The sequence below is a fragment of the Paenibacillus sp. FSL F4-0087 genome (genome assembly GCF_038020215.1).
Classification (GTDB): Bacteria; Bacillota; Bacilli; order Paenibacillales; family Paenibacillaceae; genus Paenibacillus; species Paenibacillus taichungensis.
This window is the reverse complement of record NZ_JBBODJ010000001.1, coordinates 1,148,472-1,173,813: the sequence shown is the minus strand read 5'-3', so window position 1 is coordinate 1,173,813 and position 25,342 is coordinate 1,148,472. Positions and strand designations below refer to the sequence as shown.

The 25,342-nt window shown below is 47.0% G+C and carries 24 protein-coding genes; 14 read left to right on the top strand and 10 right to left on the bottom strand.

Going from position 1 to position 25,342, the window contains the following annotated elements; translation table 11 throughout:
* Window positions 1-195: 195 nt before the first annotated feature.
* Window positions 196-879, top strand: coding sequence for a queuosine precursor transporter (locus tag MHB84_RS05710; protein WP_076291758.1), 684 nt, complete (start codon window positions 196-198; stop codon window positions 877-879).
* A gap of 102 nt (window positions 880-981) precedes the next feature.
* Here MHB84_RS05710 and MHB84_RS05705 read toward each other — a convergent pair whose 3' ends face one another.
* Window positions 982-2,073: a M24 family metallopeptidase gene (locus MHB84_RS05705; RefSeq protein ID WP_076291759.1), complete on the bottom strand. Its 1,092-nt coding sequence runs from the start codon at window positions 2,071-2,073 to the stop codon at window positions 982-984.
* A 259-nt stretch (window positions 2,074-2,332) separates the two neighbouring features.
* Between MHB84_RS05705 and MHB84_RS05700 the strand changes: the two genes are divergently transcribed.
* The gene (locus MHB84_RS05700) at window positions 2,333-3,541 is read left to right on the top strand and encodes a PQQ-dependent sugar dehydrogenase (RefSeq protein WP_076291760.1); all 1,209 of its coding nucleotides are present in this window, start codon (window positions 2,333-2,335) and stop codon (window positions 3,539-3,541) included.
* A gap of 99 nt (window positions 3,542-3,640) precedes the next feature.
* Here MHB84_RS05700 and MHB84_RS05695 read toward each other — a convergent pair whose 3' ends face one another.
* Both MHB84_RS05695 and MHB84_RS05690 read right to left on the bottom strand, forming a co-directional pair.
* Window positions 3,641-4,372 carry an MBL fold metallo-hydrolase gene (locus tag MHB84_RS05695; protein ID WP_076291761.1) on the bottom strand — a complete coding sequence of 244 codons (732 nt, stop codon included), beginning with the start codon at window positions 4,370-4,372 and terminating at the stop codon, window positions 3,641-3,643.
* A gap of 70 nt (window positions 4,373-4,442) precedes the next feature.
* A complete protein-coding gene (locus tag MHB84_RS05690) occupies window positions 4,443-4,988 on the bottom strand; it encodes a hypothetical protein (protein WP_076291762.1) in 546 nt (181 codons plus the stop codon).
* Between the two features lie 129 nt (window positions 4,989-5,117).
* Here MHB84_RS05690 and MHB84_RS05685 point away from each other — a divergent pair, with 129 nt between their 5' ends.
* Entirely contained in the window at window positions 5,118-5,981 is an 864-nt protein-coding gene (locus tag MHB84_RS05685; RefSeq protein WP_076291763.1) for an SDR family oxidoreductase, read from the top strand.
* A 120-nt stretch (window positions 5,982-6,101) separates the two neighbouring features.
* On the opposite strand, the gene thrS is transcribed toward MHB84_RS05685, so the two are convergent.
* From thrS to MHB84_RS05670, 3 genes are all read right to left on the bottom strand, one after another.
* The gene (gene thrS, locus MHB84_RS05680) at window positions 6,102-8,078 is read right to left on the bottom strand and encodes a threonine--tRNA ligase (protein WP_256716929.1); all 1,977 of its coding nucleotides are present in this window, start codon (window positions 8,076-8,078) and stop codon (window positions 6,102-6,104) included.
* 477 nt (window positions 8,079-8,555) lie between these two features.
* Complete coding sequence (locus MHB84_RS05675) at window positions 8,556-10,316, bottom strand: sensor histidine kinase (RefSeq protein ID WP_076291764.1); 1,761 nt, start codon at window positions 10,314-10,316, stop codon at window positions 8,556-8,558.
* Window positions 10,313-11,080: a response regulator transcription factor gene (locus MHB84_RS05670; RefSeq protein WP_076291765.1), complete on the bottom strand. Its 768-nt coding sequence runs from the start codon at window positions 11,078-11,080 to the stop codon at window positions 10,313-10,315. The genes MHB84_RS05675 and MHB84_RS05670 overlap by 4 nt, the downstream gene beginning before the upstream one ends.
* Window positions 11,081-11,298: 218 nt before the next feature.
* Between MHB84_RS05670 and MHB84_RS05665 the strand changes: the two genes are divergently transcribed.
* Together MHB84_RS05665 and MHB84_RS05660 are read left to right on the top strand one after the other, a co-directional pair.
* Entirely contained in the window at window positions 11,299-12,447 is a 1,149-nt protein-coding gene (locus MHB84_RS05665; protein WP_083679119.1) for a peptidoglycan DD-metalloendopeptidase family protein, read from the top strand.
* Window positions 12,448-12,547: 100 nt separating this feature from the next.
* The gene (locus tag MHB84_RS05660) at window positions 12,548-13,051 is read left to right on the top strand and encodes a GNAT family N-acetyltransferase (protein WP_076291766.1); all 504 of its coding nucleotides are present in this window, start codon (window positions 12,548-12,550) and stop codon (window positions 13,049-13,051) included.
* Window positions 13,052-13,138: 87 nt separating this feature from the next.
* Here MHB84_RS05660 and MHB84_RS05655 read toward each other — a convergent pair whose 3' ends face one another.
* Window positions 13,139-13,639 (bottom strand): DinB family protein, encoded by a 501-nt coding sequence (locus MHB84_RS05655; protein WP_076291767.1) that lies wholly within the window; start codon window positions 13,637-13,639, stop codon window positions 13,139-13,141.
* A 282-nt stretch (window positions 13,640-13,921) separates the two neighbouring features.
* Between MHB84_RS05655 and MHB84_RS05650 the strand changes: the two genes are divergently transcribed.
* The 9 genes from MHB84_RS05650 (at window position 13,922) to MHB84_RS05610 (ending at window position 23,256) form a co-directional block, all read left to right on the top strand.
* Window positions 13,922-14,335: a hypothetical protein gene (locus MHB84_RS05650; protein WP_063564360.1), complete on the top strand. Its 414-nt coding sequence runs from the start codon at window positions 13,922-13,924 to the stop codon at window positions 14,333-14,335.
* A 2-nt stretch (window positions 14,336-14,337) separates the two neighbouring features.
* Window positions 14,338-15,627 carry an ammonium transporter gene (locus MHB84_RS05645; RefSeq protein ID WP_076291768.1) on the top strand — a complete coding sequence of 430 codons (1,290 nt, stop codon included), beginning with the start codon at window positions 14,338-14,340 and terminating at the stop codon, window positions 15,625-15,627.
* A 155-nt stretch (window positions 15,628-15,782) separates the two neighbouring features.
* Window positions 15,783-16,727 (top strand): DUF1963 domain-containing protein, encoded by a 945-nt coding sequence (locus tag MHB84_RS05640; protein ID WP_076291769.1) that lies wholly within the window; start codon window positions 15,783-15,785, stop codon window positions 16,725-16,727.
* Window positions 16,728-16,911: 184 nt separating this feature from the next.
* On the top strand, window positions 16,912-17,370 hold the full coding sequence (locus tag MHB84_RS05635; RefSeq protein WP_083679121.1) for a DinB family protein: 459 nt from the start codon (window positions 16,912-16,914) through the stop codon (window positions 17,368-17,370).
* A 241-nt stretch (window positions 17,371-17,611) separates the two neighbouring features.
* Window positions 17,612-18,433, top strand: coding sequence for a DUF2785 domain-containing protein (locus MHB84_RS05630; RefSeq protein WP_063564357.1), 822 nt, complete (start codon window positions 17,612-17,614; stop codon window positions 18,431-18,433).
* Window positions 18,434-18,522: 89 nt separating this feature from the next.
* Complete coding sequence (locus MHB84_RS05625) at window positions 18,523-19,245, top strand: response regulator transcription factor (protein ID WP_339850192.1); 723 nt, start codon at window positions 18,523-18,525, stop codon at window positions 19,243-19,245.
* A gap of 54 nt (window positions 19,246-19,299) precedes the next feature.
* Window positions 19,300-20,436 carry a sensor histidine kinase gene (locus MHB84_RS05620; RefSeq protein WP_076291771.1) on the top strand — a complete coding sequence of 379 codons (1,137 nt, stop codon included), beginning with the start codon at window positions 19,300-19,302 and terminating at the stop codon, window positions 20,434-20,436.
* 169 nt (window positions 20,437-20,605) lie between these two features.
* Complete coding sequence (locus MHB84_RS05615) at window positions 20,606-21,400, top strand: hypothetical protein (protein ID WP_143764834.1); 795 nt, start codon at window positions 20,606-20,608, stop codon at window positions 21,398-21,400.
* A complete protein-coding gene (locus tag MHB84_RS05610) occupies window positions 21,394-23,256 on the top strand; it encodes a transglycosylase domain-containing protein (protein ID WP_076291773.1) in 1,863 nt (620 codons plus the stop codon). The genes MHB84_RS05615 and MHB84_RS05610 overlap by 7 nt, the downstream gene beginning before the upstream one ends.
* 240 nt (window positions 23,257-23,496) lie before the next feature.
* Here the strand turns inward: MHB84_RS05610 and MHB84_RS05605 are convergent, their stop codons facing one another.
* The 3 genes from MHB84_RS05605 to MHB84_RS05595 all read right to left on the bottom strand — a co-directional run bounded on the left by MHB84_RS05605 (window position 23,497) and on the right by MHB84_RS05595 (window position 25,332).
* On the bottom strand, window positions 23,497-23,946 hold the full coding sequence (locus MHB84_RS05605; RefSeq protein WP_063564353.1) for a threonine/serine exporter family protein: 450 nt from the start codon (window positions 23,944-23,946) through the stop codon (window positions 23,497-23,499).
* A gap of 19 nt (window positions 23,947-23,965) precedes the next feature.
* Window positions 23,966-24,661, bottom strand: coding sequence for a threonine/serine exporter family protein (locus MHB84_RS05600; protein ID WP_231952780.1), 696 nt, complete (start codon window positions 24,659-24,661; stop codon window positions 23,966-23,968).
* Between the two features lie 365 nt (window positions 24,662-25,026).
* On the bottom strand, window positions 25,027-25,332 hold the full coding sequence (locus MHB84_RS05595) for a hypothetical protein (RefSeq protein WP_076291774.1): 306 nt from the start codon (window positions 25,330-25,332) through the stop codon (window positions 25,027-25,029).
* Between the last annotated feature and the right edge of the window lie 10 nt (window positions 25,333-25,342).

Sequence of the window (25,342 nt, the reverse complement as noted above, 5' to 3'; positions counted from 1 at the left end):
GGGTTAATCCGAAGGGCGGCTTTTTGTTTTTAGCATCCGTTGGGTAACCGTAAATATCACCTGAAGTCAGTTGGAGTTATTTAGTGCTGTTCAACCTTGGGGAAATGTGATAGAGTATTCATGTTTTGGCCCAGAGCCAAACCGCGGTTCGTAACCATCCCGCGTAATCAAAACTAGGAAGGCAGTGTATTTATATTGTTTAATTTAGGATGGGGAGCGCTTTTTGTTCTCGTAACGTATGGCTTTTTTCTTTTGTGTTACCGCTTGTTCGGTAAAAAGGGTCTTTATGCCTGGATTGGTGTGGCAACAGTCATTGCCAATATACAGGTGACCAAAACGATAGATATTATGGGTATCGTTCTAACGCTGGGTAATACGATGTATGTTAGCATGTACCTGACCAGTGATCTGCTCAATGAGAAATATGGACCGGGTGAGGCGCGCAAAGCCGTATGGTTCGGGTTCTTCACATTGATCATGACGACAGTGCTGATGCAGATGGTATTGTTCTTTGAGCCAGCATCGACGGATTTTGCACAGGATTCGATGAAAACCCTGTTTGGTCTGCTACCACGGCTAGCACTCGGAAGTCTGACAGCCTATTTCATCAGTCAGTTCCTGGACGTGCGACTGTACACTTGGCTGCGTAAGGTGGCGCCAGGGCGCAATCAGTTGTGGATACGTACCAACGGTAGCTCGATCATCAGTTCGTTTGCGGATACACTGGTATTCTGCACGATCGCTTTTGCCTTCATCTATCCATGGGACGTCTGGCTTGAAATTTTCTTGACGACGTACGTGATCAAATTTGTATTGACCGCGGTAGGAACGCCGTTTCTATATGCTGCACGAAGCTTTAAATTCAAGGACGAAGCCTAGATTCGTAGTTCATTCGTCCGGAAAATGTTGAAGTCAACACAAAAGTCCCGCAAAGCCATTCATTCATGGTTTCGCGGGACTTTTGGTTAAGGCCAAAAAGGATTAGTCCGTCAGAATTTGCAGCTCTTTTGGATAGGACGTTAGCACCTCAACGCCAGTTTCTGTCACAAGTACATCATCCTCGATACGCACACCGCCTGCGCCGGTTACATAAATGCCCGGCTCAATCGTAAACACCGTACCTTCCTCCAGAATGTCCATGTTCTGACCATGCAGTGAAGGATACTCATGCACGTCAATGCCCATTCCATGTCCAACTCTGTGCAGGAAACGTTCGCCGTATCCAGCATCTTCCGTAACCTGGCGTGCTGCACGGTCAATATCCGCACAGGTGACACCTGGCTTAACTGCCCGAATGGCAGCTTCATTTGCTGCGAGCACAGTGTTATAGATGGTTTTAAGTTCAGGTGAAATGTCACCAAAGGCAAATGTGCGCGTAATATCTGATGCATACCCACCAGCGTAGACACCCATATCAAACATCAACAGATCACCATGCTGCAATTTGCGTTCACCTGGTGTGCCGTGTGGCAAGCCTGTTTTGGGTCCTGTGAGCACCATGGTATCAAAGGAAGGGCCGTCTGCACCCAGTTTCTTCATCTGGTATTCCATTTCGGCAACCAGTTCGATTTCGGTTACACCTGTACGAACGTGAGACAGTCCTTGGCGGAGCGTCTCTTCAATCAGATGAATGGCGTGGCGAATGCGACCGACCTCATCCGGTGTTTTTTTCACACGCAAGGTGCGAAGCAAAGGGCCGACATCTTCAAAGTTGGCAGCGCCCAGCGCGGCGGTCAACTGTTCATAACGTGCGACAGTCACGTATTCTTTTTCGAGACCTACGCGGCCCAGACGTCCTTGATAACGCTCAAATAAGGCGTAAGGATTGTCCGTATCAGTGTGCGTGGCAATGTTCGAGACCGAAGAAGCGGCTGTGGCAGCTTCCTCGTCGAGTGCAGGCACGATCAACAGCGGATCTTCGCCCCGTGCAAGGACAAGCCCAAGGAAACGTTCATGCGGATTACTCGCAAAACCTGTTAAGTAGTAAATATGTTTCGGATCTGTAATCAGCATGGCGTCCAATCCTTGCGTAGACAGACCCGCTTCCAGCCGGGATAAAGGAGTTTGATTCATTAGTTATATGTCCACCTTTCATTCGTTCTATCTTTCTATTATAGAAGAATGTCGAGGAAATCCAAATGGAGGCGGGAATGATGACCGAAAATTAGCTTTAACTAGCCGTTTGAGTGGCAGGTGGGGAGGGTAATACAGGGCGAAACCGCGTAGGGTTGCCTTACTTACTTACTTATTTATTTACTTACTTTAGAAATGGACAGTCCCTTGAAACTGGGATTACACGATATAACATCGACATTAGAAGGGAGATGTATTCATGAATAATCGACTAAGCGTTCCGTTATATGCTTCGTTACTCAGTATGGCTTTGCTAACAGCCTGTACTTCGGGTGACCAGACGACAGAATCGCAGCAAACGTCACAAGGACAGGGTACAGGTCAGGGACAGACAGCGGAAGGGGGTAATAACAGTGCTGGTGGTGGGGAAGAGGAAACAGATGAAAATGCTGTAATTCCTTACGAGGCTTCCGTGCTGGTCGACGGACTCAATGTACCTTGGGAGTTGGTAAGCGTGCCTGATGGACGGATGTTTGTAACAGAGCGACCGGGTACCATTCGGGTCATCGAGAACGGAGAGCTGGCATCTGAACCTCTGATTGAATTTTCTGCACCGTTTAATGAAGAAGGGGAAGGTGGCCTGCTTGGACTTGCTGCTGATCCGGACTTTGACAATAATGGCTATCTGTATGCATACCATTCCTATCTGGAAGGTGGTGGTGACATTGCCAATCGGTTGTTGCGTTTGAAAGTGAGTGATGGGAAGGCGACCATAGATAAGGAGCTGCTCAGTGACATTCCTGGTGGGGTGAATCACAATGGAGGACGGATCAAGATTGGCCCGGACAATCTGCTTTATATTACGACAGGTGAACGGTACGAACCGGAGCTGGCCCAGAACGAAGATAGCTTGGGTGGCAAAATATTGCGGATTGGTCTCGACGGATCGATCCCAGAAGATAACCCTTGGCCTAATTCACCGGTGTACAGTATGGGGCATCGGAACGCACAGGGCCTGGCTTGGAACCTGGACAATGGCTATCTGTATGCCACAGAGCATGGGCAGCGTAATTTTGATGAAATTAACCGGATTGAAGCTGGTGATAATTATGGCTGGCCAGAGGTAGAGGGAGACGATGATGACAAGGGTACATATCAGGCTCCGCTTGCGCATAGTGGAGATGAAACATGGGCTCCATCAGGTGTAGCTTTTATAAAGGAAGGGCCATGGGCCGGATCACTGCTTGCTGCCAATCTGAGGGGTGAACAACTGCTTAAAATTACTCTGTCCGAAGATGGTACACAAGTAACGCAGGTAGAGCCGATTTTTAAAGACGAGTGGGGACGTATTCGCAATGTGACTTCTGGAGAAGACGGGAAGTTATACGTGCTCACGAACAACCGGGATGGCAGGGGAGCTCCACGTGATGGAGATGACCAACTGATCGTTCTGACGCCGAAACCGTAACATTACAATAGAAAAGGGGTTGTCCCGCCATATTCATGACGTATGGACAGCCCCTTCGATTCAATATTTACGTAAATATAACTTAGTTGCAGGTACCAATTAGTCGGCGCTTTCCGCGAGTTCGGCAATGCGCCGACTCGGCTCATCGGTGTACTCGCCACCATGGTAACAAAGTACCTTCTCCAGCTTCAGGCCAAGCAGCCTTTTCAAGCTGCGAAGTGCTTCAGGCATGTCCGGTGTTGCAGGTGGAGCAGGACCCACCAATTCATCATCGACCACACGCAATTCATCGGCAGCGAGCAGGAATTGTTGCTCCCGGAAGTACAAGCAGATATGTCCGGGGGTGTGTCCTGGTGTATGAATGACCTGGATACCACCTTGTAGAGGCAACATGTCACCGTCCTCTAACACTTTGGATATTTTGAACTCAGTCCGCTGTGAGATCAATTGTTCCGCCAGCTCCGCTATAGGTTCAGGTAGCAACGCTTTGCGTTCTGGCGTGAACTTGATCATGGGCTCTTTGCCCGTGATAAACGGAATTTCATCGCTATGCGCCCAGATTTCCACTTCCGGAATAGCATTTACCAAGGCACCAAGATTACCAATGTGGTCTATATCGGAATGGGTTACAATAATGCGCTTGATATCAGACAGCTGAACGCCTTCATGCTCCAGTGCGGACTGAAGTTCGGCGAGTTGGCCAATCATGCCTGTATCCACAAGCGTAATACCATCTTCATCGTGCAACATAACAGGATAGATCGGGTTTTTACCCGCAGGTGTGACAATATGAAGATTTAGAACCGTAATATTCATGGGTTGATTGTTCATATTTGTTTCCGGAGCGAATCCGGAGCACCTCCTTTGTCGTGTATGACCATTTGCATGTATCATGTATTCGTCAGTTCTCTGGCTGATTATATTTCAAATGTTTTCTATACTTCTTCACCGTATCCAGGGTGGATTCAAACTCTTGCTTTGCATCGTGATTTTCTCTAATAATGGAAGCATAAGAAAAGTTGGAGTGAATAAGTTTATTTCTCAGTTGAAACACTTTGGCTATTTCTTCTTCAATTTTCTCTTCTTCCGATTTTAGGAACAGATGCTGATTTTTCAATTCAGCCTGAAGGATCTCGATATTGGATAATGAGCGGTATGCAGGAGTTTTCATCAACTGGATCGAATTAAATTTTTTTTGATACGTTTGTTGGTATAGTTGATTCAGCAGGTCTTCAATGATCGAGCATAATTCAATCGTCCATGAACTGTATTTTCGTTCTTTCCGTTTTTGGGTAAGCTCACCAATCTCTTCATCGTTCCACAGTTTATCTTTTTCATACAGGGATGAGTCTATCTTTTGCTGGAGATTGTGAGATTCCTGTTCGATGAGTGCAATCTCAAGTTTCGCTTCTTTTTTCAGTTTCTTGAAGTCTTCTTTGGTTAGCATACTTATCCTCCCTATAAGACCAATATGTGATCTTTCAATTATCTCATATTGACGTCAGCAGTGCTTAAAAAACAAAAGGATGACTGTCTCAAAATATGAAGAACCTCTGGTTCAGAAGGGAAGTACCTGATGTCCATTCCAACAGCCGTTGTTACGGGAGCCAACTCAGGCATGGGTCTGGCAACCACCATTGAACTTGCAAGGCAAGGGTATCACGTGATTATGGCATGCCGCAGCGAGAAGCGCGGACAGCAGGCACTGGAGGAGGCACTGCGTCAGTCCGGCTCTACTGCGATTGAACTGATGCTGTGTGACTTGGGGTCACTGGAGAGCATCCGCCATTTTGCCCAATCCTTCCGTGAGCGTTACGACACACTTGACGTTCTCGTTAATAATGCGGGTGTCGTCATGTTGAAGCGCCAGGAAACCTCTGACGGTTTCGAACAAGCCATCGGTATTAACCATCTTGGACATTTCCTGCTTACCTTACTCCTGATCGAACCTTTGAAGTCTGCGAAGCAGGGGCGTATAGTGAATGTTTCGTCTGGTGCTTACAAAGCCGGGAAAATCCATTTCGAAGATCCCCATCTGCACAAAAGTTACAATCCAATCAAAAGTTACGCTCAATCCAAGCTGGCTAACGTGTTGTTCACACGTGTTCTGGCCCGCAAATTAGCGGATACCCGAATCACGGTCAACTGCCTCCATCCCGGTGCGGTGGGTACAAGTATTGGCGTAGACCGCAATACCGGTTTTGGCACACGCATTATGGCTTTGGTGGGCAAACTACCGTTTTTCCTTTCACCAGAAGAAGGGGCACAAACGGCCATCTATCTCGCCACAAGCCCTGAAGTCGCCGGGGTAACCGGGCGTTACTTTTATCAACAAAAGGACCAGGAACTGAAAGCCCATGCGCTGGATGCGGCAGATGCTGAGCGTTTCTGGACATGGAGTGAAGAGCAAGTTGGACTTAGACCCGAAGAGAAATTGTAACTACTGACTGTTTGAAGCGGCAGATGCGGCTTACTTGTTTCCACATAATTAGAGGCAGCCGTTTTCCATACTAACGGGCTGCCTCTAAAGTTAAGGTCCAGCCAATTCCTAATTAAGCGCTCAGGCTTTGGCCTTCATAGCTTGCTGAATCAGCTCTATAAATGCTTCAATGCGCTGAATGCCTTGATCGCCCTGACCGTATGCACGGACAGAGGCGGATGAGGCGTTTTTCTCATTTTCCCCGAGCACGAGCGAGTAAGGCACTTTTTCCATCTGAGCTTCACGGATTTTGTAGCCGAGCTTCTCACTGCGCAAGTCTGTTTCTACCCGAATACCGGCAGCCCGCAGCTGGCTCTGAACTTGAAGCGCATAATCTGCGTAATGATCTGACACTGGCAGCAGCTTCACTTGCACGGGCGCGAGCCAGAGCGGAAATGCACCTGCATAATGTTCAGTCAGGATGCCGATGAAACGATCAATTGAACCATAGATGGCACGGTGGATCACGACAGGACGGTGTTTCAGGCTATCCTCGCCAATATAAGTGAGATCGAACTTCTCGGGCATTTGAAAATCGAGTTGAATTGTTCCACACTGCCAGCTGCGCTTCAGTGCATCGAGAATGTGGAAGTCAATTTTCGGACCGTAAAAGGCACCATCACCCTCGTTAATGCGGTATTTCACACCGCGCCGATCAAGTACACTCTGCAATGCTCTTTCTGCTTGATCCCACAGCTCTTCCGATCCCATGGAATCTTCCGGACGAGTGGACAACTCAATGTTGTACTCAAATCCAAAGATGTCGTACATACGTCCGATCAATGAAATCGCCTGGTTAATCTCTTCCTCGATCTGCTCTGGCATCACATAGAGATGGGCATCATCCTGACAGAAAGTCCGCACCCGCATCATGCCGTTCAGAGCGCCTGAGAATTCATGGCGGTGGACCTGACCGAATTCCATCATACGAATCGGTAGCTCACGATAGGAATGGAGTGTATTTTTGAAAATCAGCATGTGTCCCGGGCAGTTCATAGGTTTCAGGGCAAAAGTCGCATCGTCCACTTCCGAGAAATACATATTGTCCTTGTAATGTTCCCAGTGCCCCGATTGCTCCCACAGACGGTTGTTCATCATGAGGGGAGTACGAACTTCCTGGTAGCCTTCCTGCAGCTGCAATTCACGGGAGAATTGCTCCAGTTCTGTACGAACAGTCATGCCTTTGGGCAGATAGAACGGCATACCGGGTGCTTCTTCAGAGAACATGAACAGTTCAAGCTCCTTACCCAGTTTGCGGTGATCTCGTTTTTTCGCTTCTTCCAGCATGTGTAGATGTTCATCCAATTGGGCTTTGCTCGGGAAAGCAGTGCCGTAGATGCGTTGCAGCATTTTATTATCCGAGTTGCCGCGCCAGTATGCACCTGCCACATTCAGCAGTTTGAATGCTTTGATCCGACCAGTGGACGGAAGATGAGGGCCGCGACAGAGATCGAAAAACTCTCCTTGGTCATAAATGGAAAGCTCAGCGTCCTCCGGTAAATCCTGAATAAGTTCAAGCTTATACGGGTCCTGAATCTCTCCAAAGATGCGAAGTGCTTCCTCCCGGCTAACTACCCGGCGGCTAATTTTCTCATTTTCTTTTATGATTTTGTTCATTTCTTGCTCAATGGCAGCCAAATCACTGATGGATAGAGCATGCTCCAAATCGACATCGTAATAGAATCCATCTTCAATGACAGGCCCGATGCCCAGCTTGACTTGTTCCGCACCGTAGATGCGTTTGAGAGCCTGCGCGAGTACATGAGCTGTGCTGTGTCGGTAACGATACAGACCTTCCGCGCTGTCCAAAGTAACGATGACGAGTTCACAATCTTGCTCAAGCACCCAGTCGAGATCGACATTCTTACCATTCACGATTCCACCGATGGCTTGTTTACCTAGACTTGTGCTGATGGATGAGGCGACCGCTCCTACAGTGATGCCTGCATTGTAAGAACGTACAGCTCCGCCTTGCAGGCGAATTTCAATCGGATGCCCGGGTTGCTGTTGGTCATTCGATTGGTTGCTGGATTGGCTGTTATTATTCGGATTACTCATGTGAACCACTCTCCAATATTCAAATTTGAAGCGCAAAAAACACCCGTCCCGGAAAAGGGACGAGTGCGCTCAGCTCGTGGTTCCACCCTAATTTGGTTATGAATGCTCCTGAACACGACCAGCCGCCGCAAACAAGAACATCATAACCCTCATTGGGATCCGTTATCGGGGATCAGGCGGTGAACTCTACTGACAGCTTTGTCCGGAATTCATGAAGAAGACCAAAAAGCTGAAGTTCGAGGTCACGGCTGCAGAGGGGTAATTCCGGTCCGTTCGCTGAAGAAGGTTTCACCAATCCCTTCTCTCTCTGGGCAGCACGCAAACGGAATCTTGTCTCTGGTCATCGCCAAATATGCAAAATCGATATCAATTGAATTGATCTTAATATCGTTGAAGTTCATATCAATATATTGGAACAGGTGTTATTGAGTGTCGATTATATAGATTGGAAATGAAAAGGTCAAGCGGAATGTTTTTTTACCCATGTTCTGATTGTCCATCCCATATTAATCGAATGACAGTACCCTCACCAGAAGTTGATTGTACTTCAATACGGCCCTGCATCGCTTCAATTAACCCTTTCGTAACCGCCATACCAAGGCCTGATCCGACATCGGACGTGCCTGTATCGGTCCCTCGGTAATATCGTTCAAACAGCCTCCAGACCAATTCCGGGTCCATTCCTTGACCGTCATCGGCAAAATGAACACTGAACTCCCCAGCCTGTTTACCCGGATGTACACTAACGGTCAGTGTCGATTCCGCTGGATTATGCAGAAGGGCGTTAGCGGTCAGATTATCCACAATACGTTCAAACGAAGGAATATGCACATGGCCGTATACCGGAACTTTCGCAGGGAGGAACACAATACGTCCCTCGCCATATACCGGGTTGCGTTCTGCACGCTGGACGAGATCATGCAGTAGCGTATTTACGTCAGTTTCTTCCGCAGGTGGCTGGTATCCACCGCTTCGCAATCGGTACGTCATGGCAAGATCATTCACAAGTCGGTCCATATACATGGATTTGTCCAGCATAATGCCCGCGAATTCCCTCACTTCTTCCGGGGACCAGCTATATTTCTGTGCTTCAAGCATATGGGCGTATCCCTGGATGGAGGATAGCGGTGTCTTGAGATCATGCGTTATTCCGGCGATCCATTCCTCACGCAGAGATTCGGTCTGTTTACGGAGCTTTTCATCTTGTTTCAATGTTGCGGATAATGCCTGCATGGAGCGAAGCACTTCAGCATACACGTGGTATTTCCGTTTCCACTTGCCATTTCGTCGCTGGCTGCGAGGTACGCCGCCAATGCCTTTGGGTTCTTCATAATGTCCTTGTTCCAGTCGTTGGAGCCATTGGAGCATATGCAGCATGGGGGAACCGAAACGATTAGCGTACCATAGGGCCAGCAGAATTAGCAAAATGATAACGGATAGGATCAGCACAATGAGCACAGGGGTCAAAATGAAGTTATAGGGATTTTCTTCCCCTGTAGCAGTTGGATCGACAGGTATACTGAGCATCCAGGTTGTGCCATTCTGTACATCGTAAAAGGTTGCGATCGATATTCCATATCGATTGGGATAACGAATACGCAAAGCCAGTTCCTGTATGTTGTAACTGCTAGGGACGCCCATGGCAGGTTTATTATAAGAAGCCAGCTCTTGACCGTAGGCATCCAAAATTTGCAGATAGGCACCTTTGGAACGGATGGCATCCTCTTGTTTGGGGAGAAGTATAAGCTCTCCATTGGTGTAATGACTGTCCTCACGGGCTTGATCGAGTAAGGATTTGGTCTGATTGCGTTCGCCATACAGCAAGGTGAACATCTCGCCGTTTTTCTCCCGAATCAGCATGACGATCTGGTACGGGAACGGTTTTTTTGCTTCCCAGTATGCGATCAACTCTCCAGGCTTGTATTGCTTCGGAACGTCATCCGGTGTATCAAAATCATCAATGACGTAGCCTTTTTCATCCACAACCTGAAGCCATCCCTGATTTTTCTCGACCTGCTTCAGCAGCCTGGGATCATAGCGGACCGTCCCATCGGGCATGATTTCTGCGGTATTAATCAGTTGGTCAAGACCACTAGTAGCGAAGTCATCCACCAGGCTTACTTCATTTACCTTTTGAACGACCCAATAGGTGGCTGCAGAACCCAACAGGATGATAAGGACTACTGCGCCAGCAAGCATAACGATAAATCGGGTCATTAACCTGCGACGAATACTCATGCGCGTGACACTTGGTTAGGCAAAATGAGTTTGTATCCCAGCCCCCGGACGTTGACGAGAAAGGCAGGGTTAGAGGGATCAGCTTCAATCCGCTCACGGATACGGTGAATATGAACCATAACGGTGTTGTCATCGCTGATGGCTTCCGAACCCCATACGCGTTCATACAATTCCGATTTGGTGAAAATGCGATTGGGATGCTTGCAGAAAAAGAGCAGCAGCTGATAGACAAGAGCCGGACAGTTTACCGGCTGTCCTTCAACTTGAAGCTCACCAGCTTGTTCAAATACTTGAAAACGGCCAAAATCATATACCCCTTCCTGCACAGCAGGAGATGACGAAGTTGCGTCAGAAGAGGGTGGAGTTGCCGTCGTAGCCGTCGCCATTTTGGTAGGTAAATAACGTTTCAGCAGTGATTTGATGCGGGCGACCACTTCCAGTGGATTAAATGGTTTAACGACATAATCATCGCCGCCAACGGCGAATCCGGTTAACTTGTCATAATCCGTAGTTTTGGCAGTCAGAAAAAGAATCGGTGCATCGGTCACTTGCCGCAGAAAGGGACAGATTTCCAGTCCACTTTTGCCAGGCAGCATGATGTCCAGCACGATGCAGTGATAGGTTTTATTTTCGCAGGCGGTAATCGCCTCTTCCCCAGTGGTAACGGTGTCGATGTCTACAAATTGTTCTTTGAGCAGGACGGTTTTGAGCATATGTAAAATGGCTTGTTCATCATCAACTAGCAGTATGGAGACGTGATCCATGATGTGAAATGACCTCCTAGGGCTTCCTGTTTGTTTATTGCTAATCATACCATCCGAGAGGGCTATGTAGTGTGTGAGCTATCTTAACGGAATCTTAATTATGAAGCCATAGAAGACGCGACAGTTTAACTACATGTAAGGAAGAGTTAGACGAAGGATAAGATTCATTCTGTACACTTAACTGGAAAGTATAACGAACACCAGAGGGGATGTAGAGAATGAAGAGGTTAAAAGAAGGATTTAAAATTCTTACGGATCACTTAAATGGCGGGGAAAGTCTTCCGAAATCAGGATATGCTGCACATGAGAAATTACAGAGCAAAAAGAGCTGGAAGTTGCTTGCCATTGCCCTTGGAGCCTGCGTGATGTTGTCTGCCTGTGGTAACAGTAATTCGATTACATCCGAGCAGGCGGAACAGCAGTCCGAGGAACAGATGACAAATGCCAATGAAGCGAGTGAGAGTAAAAATCAGGAAGAGAATTCGGGTAAAGAGGTGAGCGACATCATTACACCTGAGAATTTCATCGATACGTTAATGAACGGTTCCAAGGATGCCATTTACAGTCAGATGAGTCCCGAGTTGAAGGAAGCACTAACGCTTGAACAGTTTAAAACGTCTGCGGATCAATTCCTTGAGGGAGTAACTTCCTTTGATCTAGTGGTAGATGCCAAAGTGAACCATTTAACTGAGTTCGCCTGGAAGGATCAAACAGGAACCAAAGGGATTCAAGCCTATTTTACCGAAGCTAATCAGATTGAAGGGCTATTAATCCAACCACTGGAACCCCATGTAGATACGGATCAAACGTTCACCAAAACCGAATTTCAATTCCCTATGAAGGGGAAATGGTATGTGTTCTGGGGAGGTAATGATGTGATGTCGAACTATCATTATGAGCATGAAACACAGCGCTATGCGCTAGATATTATTCGCACCAAAGAAGCTTCCAGTTACAACGGAGATGCGAAAGTGAACGAAAACTACTACGCTTTTGGTGAACCGCTCTATGCAGCAGCAGATGGAACCGTAGTCGATATCAAGAATGATATTCCAGATAACATACCAGGTGTTATGAACCCGGAAGAACCAGCGGGTAATAATGTGGTCATTGACCATGGAAACGGAGAATACAGCATCACCGGGCACATTAAGAAAGGCAGTGTGGCCGTCAAAAAAGGGGACAAAGTCAAGCAGGGAGACCTCATTGGAGAGCTGGGTAACTCAGGTAATTCCAGTGAAGCTCATCTGCACTTCCAGGTATCGGACGGCCCGGATCTATTCACTTCCCGTTCTGTTAACATTCGTTGGGCGGATCAGAGCCAGCAGTTAACCCGGGGTAACACGATTCAAGGGTTGTCTGAGTAAATATGGAATTGAGCTGAATGTTGGGGGATGACGTCGACTTCCTTCCTCCGTTATAATACCATCATAAGATAGAATCGATCTGGATGATGGAGGAGTAGACATGAAGCTGGATAGTGTACAGATTGAGTATGCGCGTCGTGAGGACCTGCCTAGGATTGTGGAGATCTATAATTCTACGATTGAGAGCCGGATGGTAACGGCGGATTTGGAGCCGGTGACTGTCGAACAACGTATTCCGTGGTTTGAGGAGCATTCATCGGATCATCGCCCTCTTTGGGTGATGAGAATTGAGGGACAGGTTGTAGCCTGGGCCAGCCTGAGTTCGTTTTATGGACGTCCTGCGTACAATGGGACGGTGGAAGTCAGTGTGTATGTGGATCAGCAGTGCCGGGGAATTGGGGCTGGCGGACGTTTGCTGAACACCATTTTTGACGCTTGTCCTGCGCTTGGAATCAAGACGATTCTGGGCTTTGTGTTTGGACATAATGAACCGAGTCTGGGGTTATTACGCAAGCATGGCTTTGAACAATGGGGCTATTACCCTGAAGTGGCTGTGCTGGATGGCGTCAACCGGGATTTGGCGATTTTGGGCAAAAAAATATAAACATGTTTCACAATAAATGAAAACCTCCAAATCCACATGCATGGATTGGAGGTTATTTTTGCTTACATCGAGTAAATAGGGGATGACTTAGGTGTGCGACACGCCAAGCCTCTGTTTAATATCCTGAATCTGTGCCAGATGACGCTCTTCATGATAGCTTGCAAAATCGACCCATTGAGCCAGATCCATCTCACCGAAAACCGGGTGAAGAAAGGACTTGCTCCGCAGCAGTTCAGACTCATGATCTTGTGCAACGTGCATCAATGCTTGATGTGAGTCTTCCAGGTCATGTCGTACATTCGCCAGCGTTTCTGGTTCCGCAGGAGGCTGGAGATGAGACGGGGCGCTGACAGAGTGGCTACGATCCAGTGTAAGCTCATATGGTTTTTTGTCCACAGCAACGGTCTGTTCATTCTTTAGAGCGGCTTGGGCTTGCTTCACAATGATGTTTTCCATCATATTCAGGTGACGGAGAACTTGCATAATACTCCAGTGAGTTGGTGTGGGTTGGAGGTTCAATTGCTCTTCATTGAGTCCAGAGACGGCTTCCCAGATTTGGCTCCGAATGTCGTCATTACGAGTGAACATCGTGCGATCCTCTCCTTTAAATGAGTTCTATGATGTCAGCTTATGTAAGTGCGGTGCCTAAAATGTGGATGCTTAATATACATCATAGAGGATTTGAAAGGCGAGTGGAAGCGGTGTTTAATTTACTTTGTTAGTTGAAGTTATGTATATGAGAATGAAGCTGTCTTTTATAAACGGGTCATATCAAATTATACCATCGCCAAAAAAAGAATTGACGCTAAGTAGTGCGGGACTCTATAATCGATAACAAGTAACTTGATATGTAAGGAGTCCTGACATGGTATGTTAGTAATTGACGAGGTGTATCACCATACAGCATTGCAAATATCATCGTCCGATTTATTGTACCTTATCCAACAGCTCAAGGTCAAAAAAGAAAATGAGATCGAAACGCTTAAACATAAAATTGAACAATTCGAACAAAAAAAACGTGCGGAAGAAGTGGCTTATCAATCCTTGTCGACTGTACGCAAATGGTTCGCAGGCCGCCCTGCATCCCATCACCAGGCGGTGGAATATATGGTCCAGGTGAAGGAACGTTTTCGCAAAATGGAACAAATCCGGCGGCGGATACGAGAACTGGACCGTATTGCTGAACGAATCAAGCATCCGGACAGCATCGAACGGGACGAAATCGAGCTTACGCCCGAAACGATCCGGGAGATTAGACAGCTTAGGGAAACGGAGGATGTATAAGCATGACTTTGGAGACGTTAAGCTCCGGGATTGATACGGTCTGGGTCGTATTGAGTGCAGCCATGATTTTGTTGATGGAGGGCGGATTCGCGCTCCTGGAGGCTGGCTTTGTACGTTATAAAAATAGCGTGAATATTATTATGAAGGTTTTCGCTGACATTACCATTGGAACGTTGCTTTTCTATGCCATCGGATTTGGCTTGATGTATGGCTCTGATGCTGGAGGTTTTGTAGGCATAACCGGATTTTTCCTCAATGGAGACTTGTCTCACCTGGACGTACCCGTATCATTGGAAACATTCTGGCTGTTCCAGGCCGCGTTCACCATTGCTGTCATTTCCATCGTATCGGGCGCTGTTGCTGAGCGGATTAACTTTCGTGCCTATCTGCTGTACATCATATTGATGACGGCCATTATTTATCCGATTGGTGGACACTGGGCATGGGGCGGCGGTTGGCTCAGTAAGCTGGGGATGCAGGATTTCGCCGGTTCCGCAGTCATTCACGCGTTGGGCGGGTTCTCTGCACTGGCCGCAGCGATTATTATTGGGCCGCGTAAAGGCAAATACACGCCGCATGGCGTAAGTGCCATTGCGCTCCCAAGTAATCTGCCGCTGGCATCTGTAGGTGCATTCCTGCTGTGGTTCGGTTGGTTTGGCTTCAATGCAGGAAGTACGCTCAGTGCAACTGATGTCAGGATCGGTCACATTGCCATCGTTACGATGTTATCTGCTGCTTCAGGCGGTGCGGTTACACTGCTCTACACCTTGTTCCGATTCAATCGTTCAGATGCACCATCGGTCATTAATGGCTCGCTGGCCGGTCTAGTCGGTATTACGGCAGGGTGTGCCTTTGTCGGTGATGTGGCTGCGATATTTATCGGAGCGGTATCCGGATTGCTCATGATGGCTGCAACGAATTGGTTAGACCGCAGGCAGATTGATGATCCTGTGGGTGCGTTCCCTGTTCATGCTGTATCCGGGATGTGGGGTACGATTGCCGTGGGTTTGTTTGCAACCGATGGTGGTTTGTTCATGGGAGGTGGCTGGAGGCTGCTGGGTGTTCAGGCGCTTGGCCTCACGGCTTTGGTCGTCTGGGGATTTGTCATGACCTGGATTGGTCTGAAACTGATTGGTAAGATCGTTCCTGTCCGTTCCACAGAAGAAGAGGAAGAATTAGGTCTGGATATTAGTTATCATGGTGTAATGGCTGCACACCAGTCGCATGAATTTCTGGATGGCGAGGAGCATATTCGGGCTTTCCAGAATGATTCACCGAATCGGGATCGTTAAGAATGAACCGAATGAATAGTAGGGAGGGAGACTGACAACGGATGTCAGTCTCTTTTTTTGCAAGAAGCAGGGAAAGAAGCGTCAGCGGAAGAATATACAGGTGTGAACCTGAATATGTCTCACCATAGATGTATTGTCAGAAGGGGAGGATCTGTATGATTAAACCTGAACAATGTGAACGTCTAACCAGAAAAGCCCGGAAAACTCTTGAAGAATATGGATTGGGGAATGCTGCCGATCTGCTGTTATCTTCAAGCCGTTGGGGAATTCGCCTTGATGTATCGACAATCGATGAGTATCGCAGAACAGGAAATTCACGTGTAGGTGGAAATCCGGATCTGCCGAGTAACATGAAATGGCCTTTGACACAGGATGGGGTGCCCATGACATTCCTGGCCCAGTTGAATCTCGTGGATTTGACGCCATATACGCCAAATGATGGGCGCGGGAGTTTGCCCGAACGGGGCATGTTATACTTTTTCATTGGTGTGGATGAACCTGCTTATCATATTGAGCATCGTGTGATTTATGAGCCGGACGCTCATAACCTGACAAGGCGAGAGCCTGATGGCGAAACCGCATTGGGCGAGGACGATTTTGTAGCACATTCGGTAACAGTGCTGCCTAATCTCGAGTTTCCTACATATGCATACATTGATTCTCTGGCTCTAAATGCAATCGCCGCCCCGCTTTCTGGTGGAACGGTTGCTGTCGAAGGGGAGGAAGGTCTGTATGACCGATACCTCGAATTTGAGTCCAGCTGGAATCATCCGAGTACGCAGAACTGGGGTGGCATGTTTGGATACCCGGACGGTCAGCATCCGGATGCAGAACATCAGGCGCTGTTACAGATCGTGCTAGATGAAGAGTACGTTTATGACGAGCAGGCGTGTGAGAAGAAGCTGACTGCTCATTATGGCGGGGATGAGAAACGCACACAACAAGAGCTTGCGGATACCTTACTTCTATTAAAAATTGATACGCATGACGCTATCGGTTTTCAATGGTGGGATTGTGGGGAGCTGCAATTTTTCATTCGCAAGGCTGACTTGCTCGTAGGACGATTCGATCAAACGTATTGTTCGTTATATTCAAGTTGAGTTCGTGTTTGTTATCATCGGAGCAACAAAATGTCCCAATTTCCGTCTATATGAGGGAGGAGGGACTTTTTTTTGTTCATCATTGTTGGTTTTCGAGCAAAGCTGGTTTATATATATAGGGGGAATTTATAGTTGATTGGCGATCATACGTTCTGTATAATGGAATAAAAAGGGAGTGTTTCTGTTGATTCAGTCTGCATTTAAACATATTGATGTGGCAGTGACATCATTAATCAATTTATGTGACCAACTGTCGGAGCAGGACTTGGCTTTGACTCCGATTGAAGGCAAACGGCCGGTTGGAGAATTGCTTTCTCATCTATCCGTCATTTGTCGTGCAGATGTACATATTTCGGAGGGAGCTTCCGAAGAAGAAATGGCTTTGTTTTACGAGGAAAATCAGCCGAATTCACTGAGTGAGATCAGGGAAGCGCTGATTGCGAATCAGATGTACCTCTATCATCGATACAGACAGTTTAATACGGAGGAATTATTACAGGTGACTGACTCCTATTGGGGAGCTTCGTACAGTCGTCTGGAGTGGCTGCTTGAGATCATGGGACATGTGTATCACCACAGGGGTCAACTGCATACGATGCTGACACTGACTGGTATAGAGCCCAAAGTATCGTTGTTTGAATAGATAGACCAAGGTCCGTAATGCTAGGTTCTGCCTGAATATAGAGCAAGATTTAATAGAATACATAGAACATGTTATCCGCACAAGCAACGGTTAAGCAAGGATTAAATCGACGATACTATACGTTAATAATAGAGATTGCCGGATCAGCTACAATTAACGAAAACCAACGTTTAAAAATGCCACATAGTCAATAGAAACTAAAATAGTAAGTTCGGAAAATCTTCTATTAGGGGTGTGTAAAATGAGTTTAAAAGAAAAGTTGATATTAGTAAAAGAGAATGACTACCAAACACCTCTCGATACATTCCAGTTGATACAAGAAATGATGGTTAATATCGGTTCTTTGGATGCCCAACTACGTGATGACCTCATTTATACAACCTTATCAAATTGGATTCCTGATAATACCTTAACAGTAAACGAACTAGAACAACTTCTATCCGTTGTTTTGGATAATAAGCATTTGCTTTTTAGGCTTGGTGAAACGAATACAGACTCTGTCTTTACTCGATCGTTCTCTATGCTAGTTATACCGCTCCTCTTCATGAGGCATAAAGAATCACCATTTCTCTCGAAAGAGCATATTCATCAGATAAAAGAGATCGTGTTTTACAATGTACATAAAGAGCGAGATTACCGCGGGTATGACGAAGAAAAAGGCTGGGCTCATGCCATAGCCCATGCAGCAGATGCTTTAGACGAATTGGCCCAATGTTCCGAGTTGGATAAAAATGATCTCTTAACCATTCTCGATTTGGTTTACGAAAAGATGACCATCACTGATCGAGTTTACTCCGATGGGGAAGATGAAAGAATGGTAAAATCCATAATTAGTGTTTTAAATAGAAAAATACTTAGTCAGACTTATGTAGAGCAATGGATTCAACGTTTTGGTGATGTGGAGAAAAATCCAGAATTCCTTCCTGCCTTTAGGCAAAAAAATAATATAAAGAACTTTTTGAAAAGTTTATACTTTCGAATTAAATTTCACAAAGTCGATGCTGATCTCTGCCCAACAATCGAGCATACTTTATATAAAATAGAAAAAGTATATTATTCCTAAAATCCAACGTTTTTGCTCCTTTCCGAGGGCGATGATTTTCGCAGATTCATTTCCTAGTGGTATACTTTGATCAAGTAATGATTCATGGAATGGAAAGGAATAATGCCGTGGCACAGCCAGCAACCATTCTGCTTGTGGATGATGAGCAGGATATTATTAAACTGATGGAGATTTATTTTGGCAATGAAGGATACCGGGTTCTGACAGCCAGTGATGGGATCGAGGCGCTTGAGCAACTGAAGAAAGAGCCAATTGATCTGATCATTCTGGATGTCATGATGCCGAATATGGACGGAATTGAAGCATGTATGAAAATTAGGGAAGAGCAGAAAATGCCGATCATTATGCTGTCAGCCAAAAGCATGGATATGGATAAAATTACAGGGCTGAGCATCGGCGCTGATGATTATGTGACCAAGCCGTTTAACCCGCTTGAACTTGTGGCACGGGCAAAGTCACAGCTTCGCAGGTACCATACCTTCAATGAAGGCCGTGAGAACAAGGAGCATGAATGGGTGATTGACGATCTGGTCATCAACACGGATACGCATGAGGTCTGGCTGGATGAGCAGCCTGTTCGCTTGACTCCCCGTGAATTTGCTGTTCTGGAGCTGTTGGCGCGCCATCAAGGCTCTGTGTTGAGTATGGAGCAGATCTACAGGCAGGTCTGGAAAGAAGAGTTTATGGAGTCCAACAATACCGTTATGGTGCATATCCGCAAGATTCGTGAGAAAATCGAACTCGACAGCAAACATCCCAAATTCATACAGACGGTATGGGGTGTTGGTTATAAGATGATCAAACCACAATGAGCACGTGCGTCTATGAGGTTATTTGGATACAAAGCGTGAGCAAGGAGTTCCGAGATGAATTCAAAATTAATTAACACAGTCCGGTGGAAATTTATCTACGCATTTCTGCTGAGTGGCATTTTGACGGGGGCTATTTTGTATGGGGGCAGCAAAGTTGTACACTCCATTCTGGCGGCTCAGACTTATCCTAATTATTCGATCCCTGCAAGGGGCATCAGGTGGCTGGTGAACAATATTGGGTCTATGCCATTAATGATTATGGTTGGCATACTTGGCTTTGTGCTGTTCTTTTTCCTGTTCACGCGCAGGGTGATGCTGGTTCTGGATGAGATTACGGCAGGAATTCAGGAAGTTGCCAAAGGAGAGCTGTCTCATCGGATCGATGTGAAGACATCGGATGAATTTGGCGTTGTGGCTGCCAGTATTAATCAGATGGCTGAACAATTGCAGCTGTCATTGCAAGAGGAGCGTAGTGCAGTTGCTGCCAAAAATGACTTAATTACGGGTATTTCTCATGATTTGAGGACTCCGCTGACCTCCATTCTCGGATTTTTGGAGTACATAGAGAAGGATCGATATCAGGATGAAATTGAGATGCGGTATTACGTGAGCATTGCGTACGAGAAGTCCTTAACATTAAGGAAGCTAATCGACGATTTGTTCGAATATACCCGTGTCAGTGGTGGGAGCCTTCCTTTGTCATTAACTTCTTTGAACCTGAATCCGTTTCTGATGCAGCTCGCTGAAGAGTTCTCTCCGATGCTGGAAGAAGCGGGCATGACATACAAGATCATTGGTGGACAAGAACCTTTATGGATTCAGGCCGCTCCTGGAGAGCTTGTTCGTGCGTATGAGAACCTGTTCAGTAACGCGATCCGTTATGGGGCACAGGGTAAAGTGATGGAGATTGCGTTGTCTCTTGAAGGTGAAGAAGCTGTAGTGCGCATTAGCAATTATGGTGAACCGATTCCAGCGCAGGATTTGCCGCATTTATTCGATCGATTCTACCGGGTGGACAAGTCCCGCTCTCGCGATACAGGCGGCACCGGACTGGGGCTGGCTATTGCCAAATCCATGATTGAATTACATAAAGGAACTATCGCTGCCTACAGTGATCAGGGCCGAACCGATTTTGTTACGCGTTTTCCGGTGACTGCTCCTCCGATGAACAGAGATGCAGAGGAACGGTAACCGGGCAGAATTTTCGTCTACTTATAAGAGAGCTTGCTTGATTCAACATGTAGGCAAATTGCTTAATTAAGAAAATGATAAGAAGTTACCCACTTCTTAATTAAGAAATATTCGGTATTCTTAACCTCAATCGAAAAGATGAACTGCAAAATTGAGGAGGATGCCGAATATGAGATTATTATTACGTACAGTCAGATTGAGCTACATATATATTTGCGGAGCAAGCGCGTTACTTAGCGCAACGCTCCTATTTGTCGTTTATCACATGTTACGTTTTGCTCACCATCATATCCTGTCTGAGACAACAGGAATAACTCGCATTATGTACTGGGTGATAAACCATATCGGTACAACGCCATTGGTTATATTCATCGGTGGTGGGATGTTTGCGTTGTTTTTTTGGATTCGATCCCAGAAGATTGCAGATGACCTCAAGGTGATTGGTCTTGGAACTCATGAACTGGCCCATGGCCGAATTCCAGCACAGATTGAAGTGTTAAACGGAGGAGAGCTGCGACAAATTGCCGCGGATCTGAATGACGTTGCGATACGTATACAAGCGGAGCGCTTGAACAGTTCGGACCAGGAGTGGACAGATCGAGAGCCGAGAGACGAAGAATGGTTCAGTTCTGGTATGTATATGTATGGCGATGAAAGTAGCCGGCAACAAATGGCGTCAGAAAGTGAGAGAAGCCATAAGCAACGTATTCAAGCAGATTGGGTTGGATTACAATCTGGTCGCATAAATGCCGATCTGCCGATTAAGCTTACTCTCTACGGTGTTCGTTCCTCGCTTGAAACGATCGTGGAAGGACGCTGCCGGGATGAAGCGGAGATTCAGCACTGGGTCAGGCTGGCGTATGAGCAGACGTTAAGGCTGGAGCTTGCTCTGGATTCTATGGAAATGAAGCAACAGGAACATTCAGGCTCCAATCCACATGTATTTAGGGAGCCTGAATGTTGAGATCCAGCATAAGGCGTGGTATCTATCACATATTTGATGCCTCTGTAATAATCGTTATTTTGCTAGCGGTCGGCTATATCTATCTAGTTACTTATGGTGAAGGTGTCCTTCGCAATCATCCTGAGGCCATTTCGGTGGCCTCTTCCACCGTCATTACCAATGCGGATGGAACAGAAATTTCGAGATTACAAGTACAAACCAAGGGATATGCGGAGCATGCCGATTTGAGGGATATGCCGGATCTGTTAAAGCAGGCGTTTCTGGCTACGGAAGATCGACGTTTCTATAACCACGATGGCCTGGATTTTATCGGCATTGGCAGGGCGGTTGTGCAGGATGTTTTACATATGAACCTGAGTCAAGGAGGCAGCTCGATTACACAGCAACTGGCCAGAAATCTGTATTTGAACGGAGATAAAACGCTGGTTCGCAAGGTGAATGAAATGTCGATTGCCATGGCGATGGAAAAGAGATTTAGCAAGGATGAGCTATTAGAGCTGTATGTGAATCATATTTATATGGGACGCCAGCAATATGGCGTTAAAGCCGCGGCTTGGCGATACTTCGGGATTAAGGATCTACATCAGCTGGAGATCTGGCAAATGGCTACGCTGGCCGGCATTCCGAAGGGACCTTCTATATACAATCCGGTGGATCGGGAAGACCTGTCCAAAGAGAGGCGTTCTGTGGTTCTTGGTATCATGCATGAGCAAGGAATTATTACTAAAAAACAGATGGAGGAAGCGCGAAACGTGGACTATACACCGCTCAATTCTACAGTTGAATCGACTCCAGGCTCAACAGCGCCTGCTTACGTGTCTGCCTTGGATGCGGTAATTGAGGAGGCTTCTCGTCTCACAGGTAAGAGTGGAGCAGAGATTCAATCCGCAGGCTGGACCATTCGTACGGGATTGGATGATCAAGCGCAGCTGGCGATGGAGCAAACATTCCGTGAATCTTCACGGTTCACCGATGATCGTGAGGATGAGCAAGTGCAGGCGAGTATGATCATACTGGACCAGCATAACGGTGAAGTCAAAGCGATGATGGGCGGGCGTGACCCCGTAAAAGGAGGCATTAACCGGGCAACCACGGATGCAAGGCAACCTGGTTCTGCATTTAAGCCTATTATTGCATACGGACCTGCATTGGAATCAGGTCGGTTTAAGCCAGAAAGCATGCTGCCTGATCAACGCATGAAATATGGGAGTTATCAACCAAGCAACTTGGGCGGACGTTACAGAGGTACAGTTACGATGTCGCAAGCCATTGAAAACTCCATTAATGCTCCAGCTGTATGGCTGCTGCATGAGACAGGACTGGGAAGCGCACATCAATTTGCAGATCGATTGGGCATTGAACTGGGCAAGGAGGATCTTAATCTGTCGATTGCCCTAGGTGGCTTGCATAAAGGGGTGTCTCCAATAAAAATGGCCCAGGCATATTCCGTGTTTGCCAATAACGGCAAGTTCAATACGGCGCATCTAATTCGTGAAATTAAGGATTCACGCGGTCGGACAATTTATGTTTTTAAGCGAGAGAACAAGCAGGTGATCTCCACCAGCACGGCAACGGCCATGACCGACATGCTTCAAGATGTGGTCAGTCAAGGAACAGGTAGCAGGGCACAACTGAGTCAGCATAAGGTAGCGGGGAAGACAGGAACAACGCAGGCTGCATTACCTGGTGTAAGCAAGGAGGCGAACAGGGATCTGTGGTTTGTAGGATATACGAGCAAGTGGACGGCCGCAGTCTGGATGGGGTTTGATCGTACAGATGCAGAGCATTATATGAGATCCGGAAGTGGTGTGGCGGCGGATTTATTTGCGTCGGTGATGAAGCGTGCTTTGCCATAAAAGAGAATGGTTTACCGTACACCAATGGACAAGGAGTGTCCAACAGACATGGGGAGTTCTTTTTATGGATCGTACAGTTATCGAACAAATGGATACAATGATGAAAACAAAACGCTGCATATTAGATGATAACGGATCAACATTGGCTGGAAATATAGAAGACCCGTGAAGGACAGCGTTTACCCTGTCTCTAACGGGTCTTTATCGTTTAGTTTAGTGATAATATATTCATCTACTGTGTTAGGATTTTGCTCGCAATGATTCAGGTATACGACGAATCATCTGGTTCAACACCTCGGACAATACAAGTCCGATCGCGATGGCACCTGATAACATGAGGGCTTTGGCAGCCATCTCCATGGCAGCGCCGTAGTCATTTTGCACAAAATTACGCATCGCATTATAGGCCAATCCACCGGGAACGAGCGGAATGATACCTGCTACGCTGAAGATAATAACAGGTGCGCGAAACATGCGGGAGAACAGCTGGCTTATGACACCAACCGCGATGGTCGCTGCCAAGGTAGCAGGAACAGCATCCGCAGCATATTCGAGCACAATATAGATGATCCAGCCGATCATACCGACAAATCCACCGTGAAGCAGCATGCGCCGAGGAGCGTTGAAAATAATACCGAATGCGGCCGAGGCGACAAAGCTGGTCAGGGCCTGTTCAATAAAATGAAGCATAACCTGCAACTCCTCCATCTTACGTAAAAAGTGAAAAAACAACAGCAATGCCGGTACCAATCGCAAAAGCCGTCAGAAACGCCTCGGCTCCCTTGGATAACCCGGACACGAGATGCCCTGCCATCAGGTCACGCACAGCATTGGTAATCAGCAGTCCCGGTACCAGGGGCATGACTGAGCCAATAATGATTTTGTCCCGTTCATGACCCGCGCCCATATAGACAAGCAAAAAGGCGAGCAGACCAATCACAAATGAAGCGGTCAGCTCGGCAAAAAACTTTACGAGTACCAGTCGATGGAAGGCAATGACTGCTGCATAGCCAATACCACCGCAGAGAACAGCAGGAAGAAAGTCGACCCAGCCTCCACCAAACATAATGGTAAAGCACCCACTGGATAACGCCGCCGCTGTAAGCCGCACAACTGCAGAATAGGAGGAGGGCTGTCCCTCAATCTGTTGTAACAATGCATAAGCATCTTCAACGGACAATTCACCTTGTCCGATACGCCGGGAAACGGCATTCACTTCGGATACCTTATGCAAATCCGTGGTTCGTTCAGAGATCCGTATCAGCTTGGCAGGCTCGGTTGCATCAACCGAGAAGAAGATACCTGTGGGCACAACATAACTGTGCGAATGGGGAAGGCCCAGCGCGGCAGCCATGCGTTTCATCGTATCTTCCACACGATAGGTCTCACCGCCGCTTTGCAGCATGATTTTGCCTGCCAATAGACAGATTGCAATCACGCGGGATTGTTCAGTATGATTTGTCCCAACCAGCTCCGTCTCAGACTGAGGCACGGGTGGAGGATCATGAGGGATATATTCCAACCGGATCAAGCTCCGTTCATATGAGATAAGGCTTGGTGCCGACACCATTGTATCATATTTCACACGTTAGCAAGGAAACATACCGCACGAACTACAGGAAGTCATCCAGGTTGCAGAGATTAATGCATGCATTCACACCAAAATGATAACCGAACACTCTTAAAACCCAAAAAAGGCTTCGCTCCCAGGGCCTGATGGTCAAAGGGAGAGAAGCTTCTTGGATTAGGCTCGATCGAAACAAAAAACAACTACATCAACAGGGTAATGACCAACAGCTCATAAAGCACGAGTGGCAAAATAGTTGGTCCAAACAAGGCACGTGGCTCAGGATATCCATGCATCGGTGTAACCTGGAGATACAAAATTCCCCGATCTGCGCTGATAATGACACCTTCCCATACCTGACCATCGATATTCTGGACTTGCACCTTCTTGCCTACATGCTGCCGGGCTGTATGATGAAGCATATTCCGCACACTTTGCACGGATTGGAGCATTGGTTGATTGGCTTGGTATACGACCCGTGCGGATGGTGTGGACGTGGATTCAGACATGATGCACAAC

Bases quoted from the DNA above. Each gene is read 5' to 3' on its own strand.
- MHB84_RS05645 (WP_076291768.1), top strand. From the start codon at position 14,338: ATGACTTTGGAGACGTTAAGCTCCGGGATTGATACGGTCTGGGTCGTA.
- MHB84_RS05660 (WP_076291766.1), top strand. From the start codon at position 12,548: ATGAAGCTGGATAGTGTACAGATTGAGTATGCGCGTCGTGAGGACCTG.
- MHB84_RS05665 (WP_083679119.1), top strand. From the start codon at position 11,299: ATGAAGAGGTTAAAAGAAGGATTTAAAATTCTTACGGATCACTTAAAT.
- MHB84_RS05615 (WP_143764834.1), top strand. From the start codon at position 20,606: ATGAGATTATTATTACGTACAGTCAGATTGAGCTACATATATATTTGC.
- MHB84_RS05695 (WP_076291761.1), bottom strand. From the start codon at position 4,372: ATGAACAATCAACCCATGAATATTACGGTTCTAAATCTTCATATTGTC.
- MHB84_RS05600 (WP_231952780.1), bottom strand. From the start codon at position 24,661: ATGCTGCAAAGCGGCGGTGAGACCTATCGTGTGGAAGATACGATGAAA.
- MHB84_RS05620 (WP_076291771.1), top strand. From the start codon at position 19,300: ATGAATTCAAAATTAATTAACACAGTCCGGTGGAAATTTATCTACGCA.
- MHB84_RS05605 (WP_063564353.1), bottom strand. From the start codon at position 23,946: ATGCTTCATTTTATTGAACAGGCCCTGACCAGCTTTGTCGCCTCGGCC.
- MHB84_RS05625 (WP_339850192.1), top strand. From the start codon at position 18,523: ATGGAAAGGAATAATGCCGTGGCACAGCCAGCAACCATTCTGCTTGTG.
- MHB84_RS05670 (WP_076291765.1), bottom strand. From the start codon at position 11,080: ATGGATCACGTCTCCATACTGCTAGTTGATGATGAACAAGCCATTTTA.
- MHB84_RS05655 (WP_076291767.1), bottom strand. From the start codon at position 13,639: ATGTTCACTCGTAATGACGACATTCGGAGCCAAATCTGGGAAGCCGTC.
- MHB84_RS05705 (WP_076291759.1), bottom strand. From the start codon at position 2,073: ATGAATCAAACTCCTTTATCCCGGCTGGAAGCGGGTCTGTCTACGCAA.
- MHB84_RS05685 (WP_076291763.1), top strand. From the start codon at position 5,118: ATGTCCATTCCAACAGCCGTTGTTACGGGAGCCAACTCAGGCATGGGT.
- MHB84_RS05690 (WP_076291762.1), bottom strand. From the start codon at position 4,988: ATGCTAACCAAAGAAGACTTCAAGAAACTGAAAAAAGAAGCGAAACTT.
- MHB84_RS05700 (WP_076291760.1), top strand. From the start codon at position 2,333: ATGAATAATCGACTAAGCGTTCCGTTATATGCTTCGTTACTCAGTATG.
- MHB84_RS05595 (WP_076291774.1), bottom strand. From the start codon at position 25,332: ATGTCTGAATCCACGTCCACACCATCCGCACGGGTCGTATACCAAGCC.
- MHB84_RS05640 (WP_076291769.1), top strand. From the start codon at position 15,783: ATGATTAAACCTGAACAATGTGAACGTCTAACCAGAAAAGCCCGGAAA.
- thrS (WP_256716929.1), bottom strand. From the start codon at position 8,078: ATGAGTAATCCGAATAATAACAGCCAATCCAGCAACCAATCGAATGAC.
- MHB84_RS05610 (WP_076291773.1), top strand. From the start codon at position 21,394: ATGTTGAGATCCAGCATAAGGCGTGGTATCTATCACATATTTGATGCC.
- MHB84_RS05630 (WP_063564357.1), top strand. From the start codon at position 17,612: ATGAGTTTAAAAGAAAAGTTGATATTAGTAAAAGAGAATGACTACCAA.
- MHB84_RS05650 (WP_063564360.1), top strand. From the start codon at position 13,922: ATGTTAGTAATTGACGAGGTGTATCACCATACAGCATTGCAAATATCA.
- MHB84_RS05675 (WP_076291764.1), bottom strand. From the start codon at position 10,316: ATGAGTATTCGTCGCAGGTTAATGACCCGATTTATCGTTATGCTTGCT.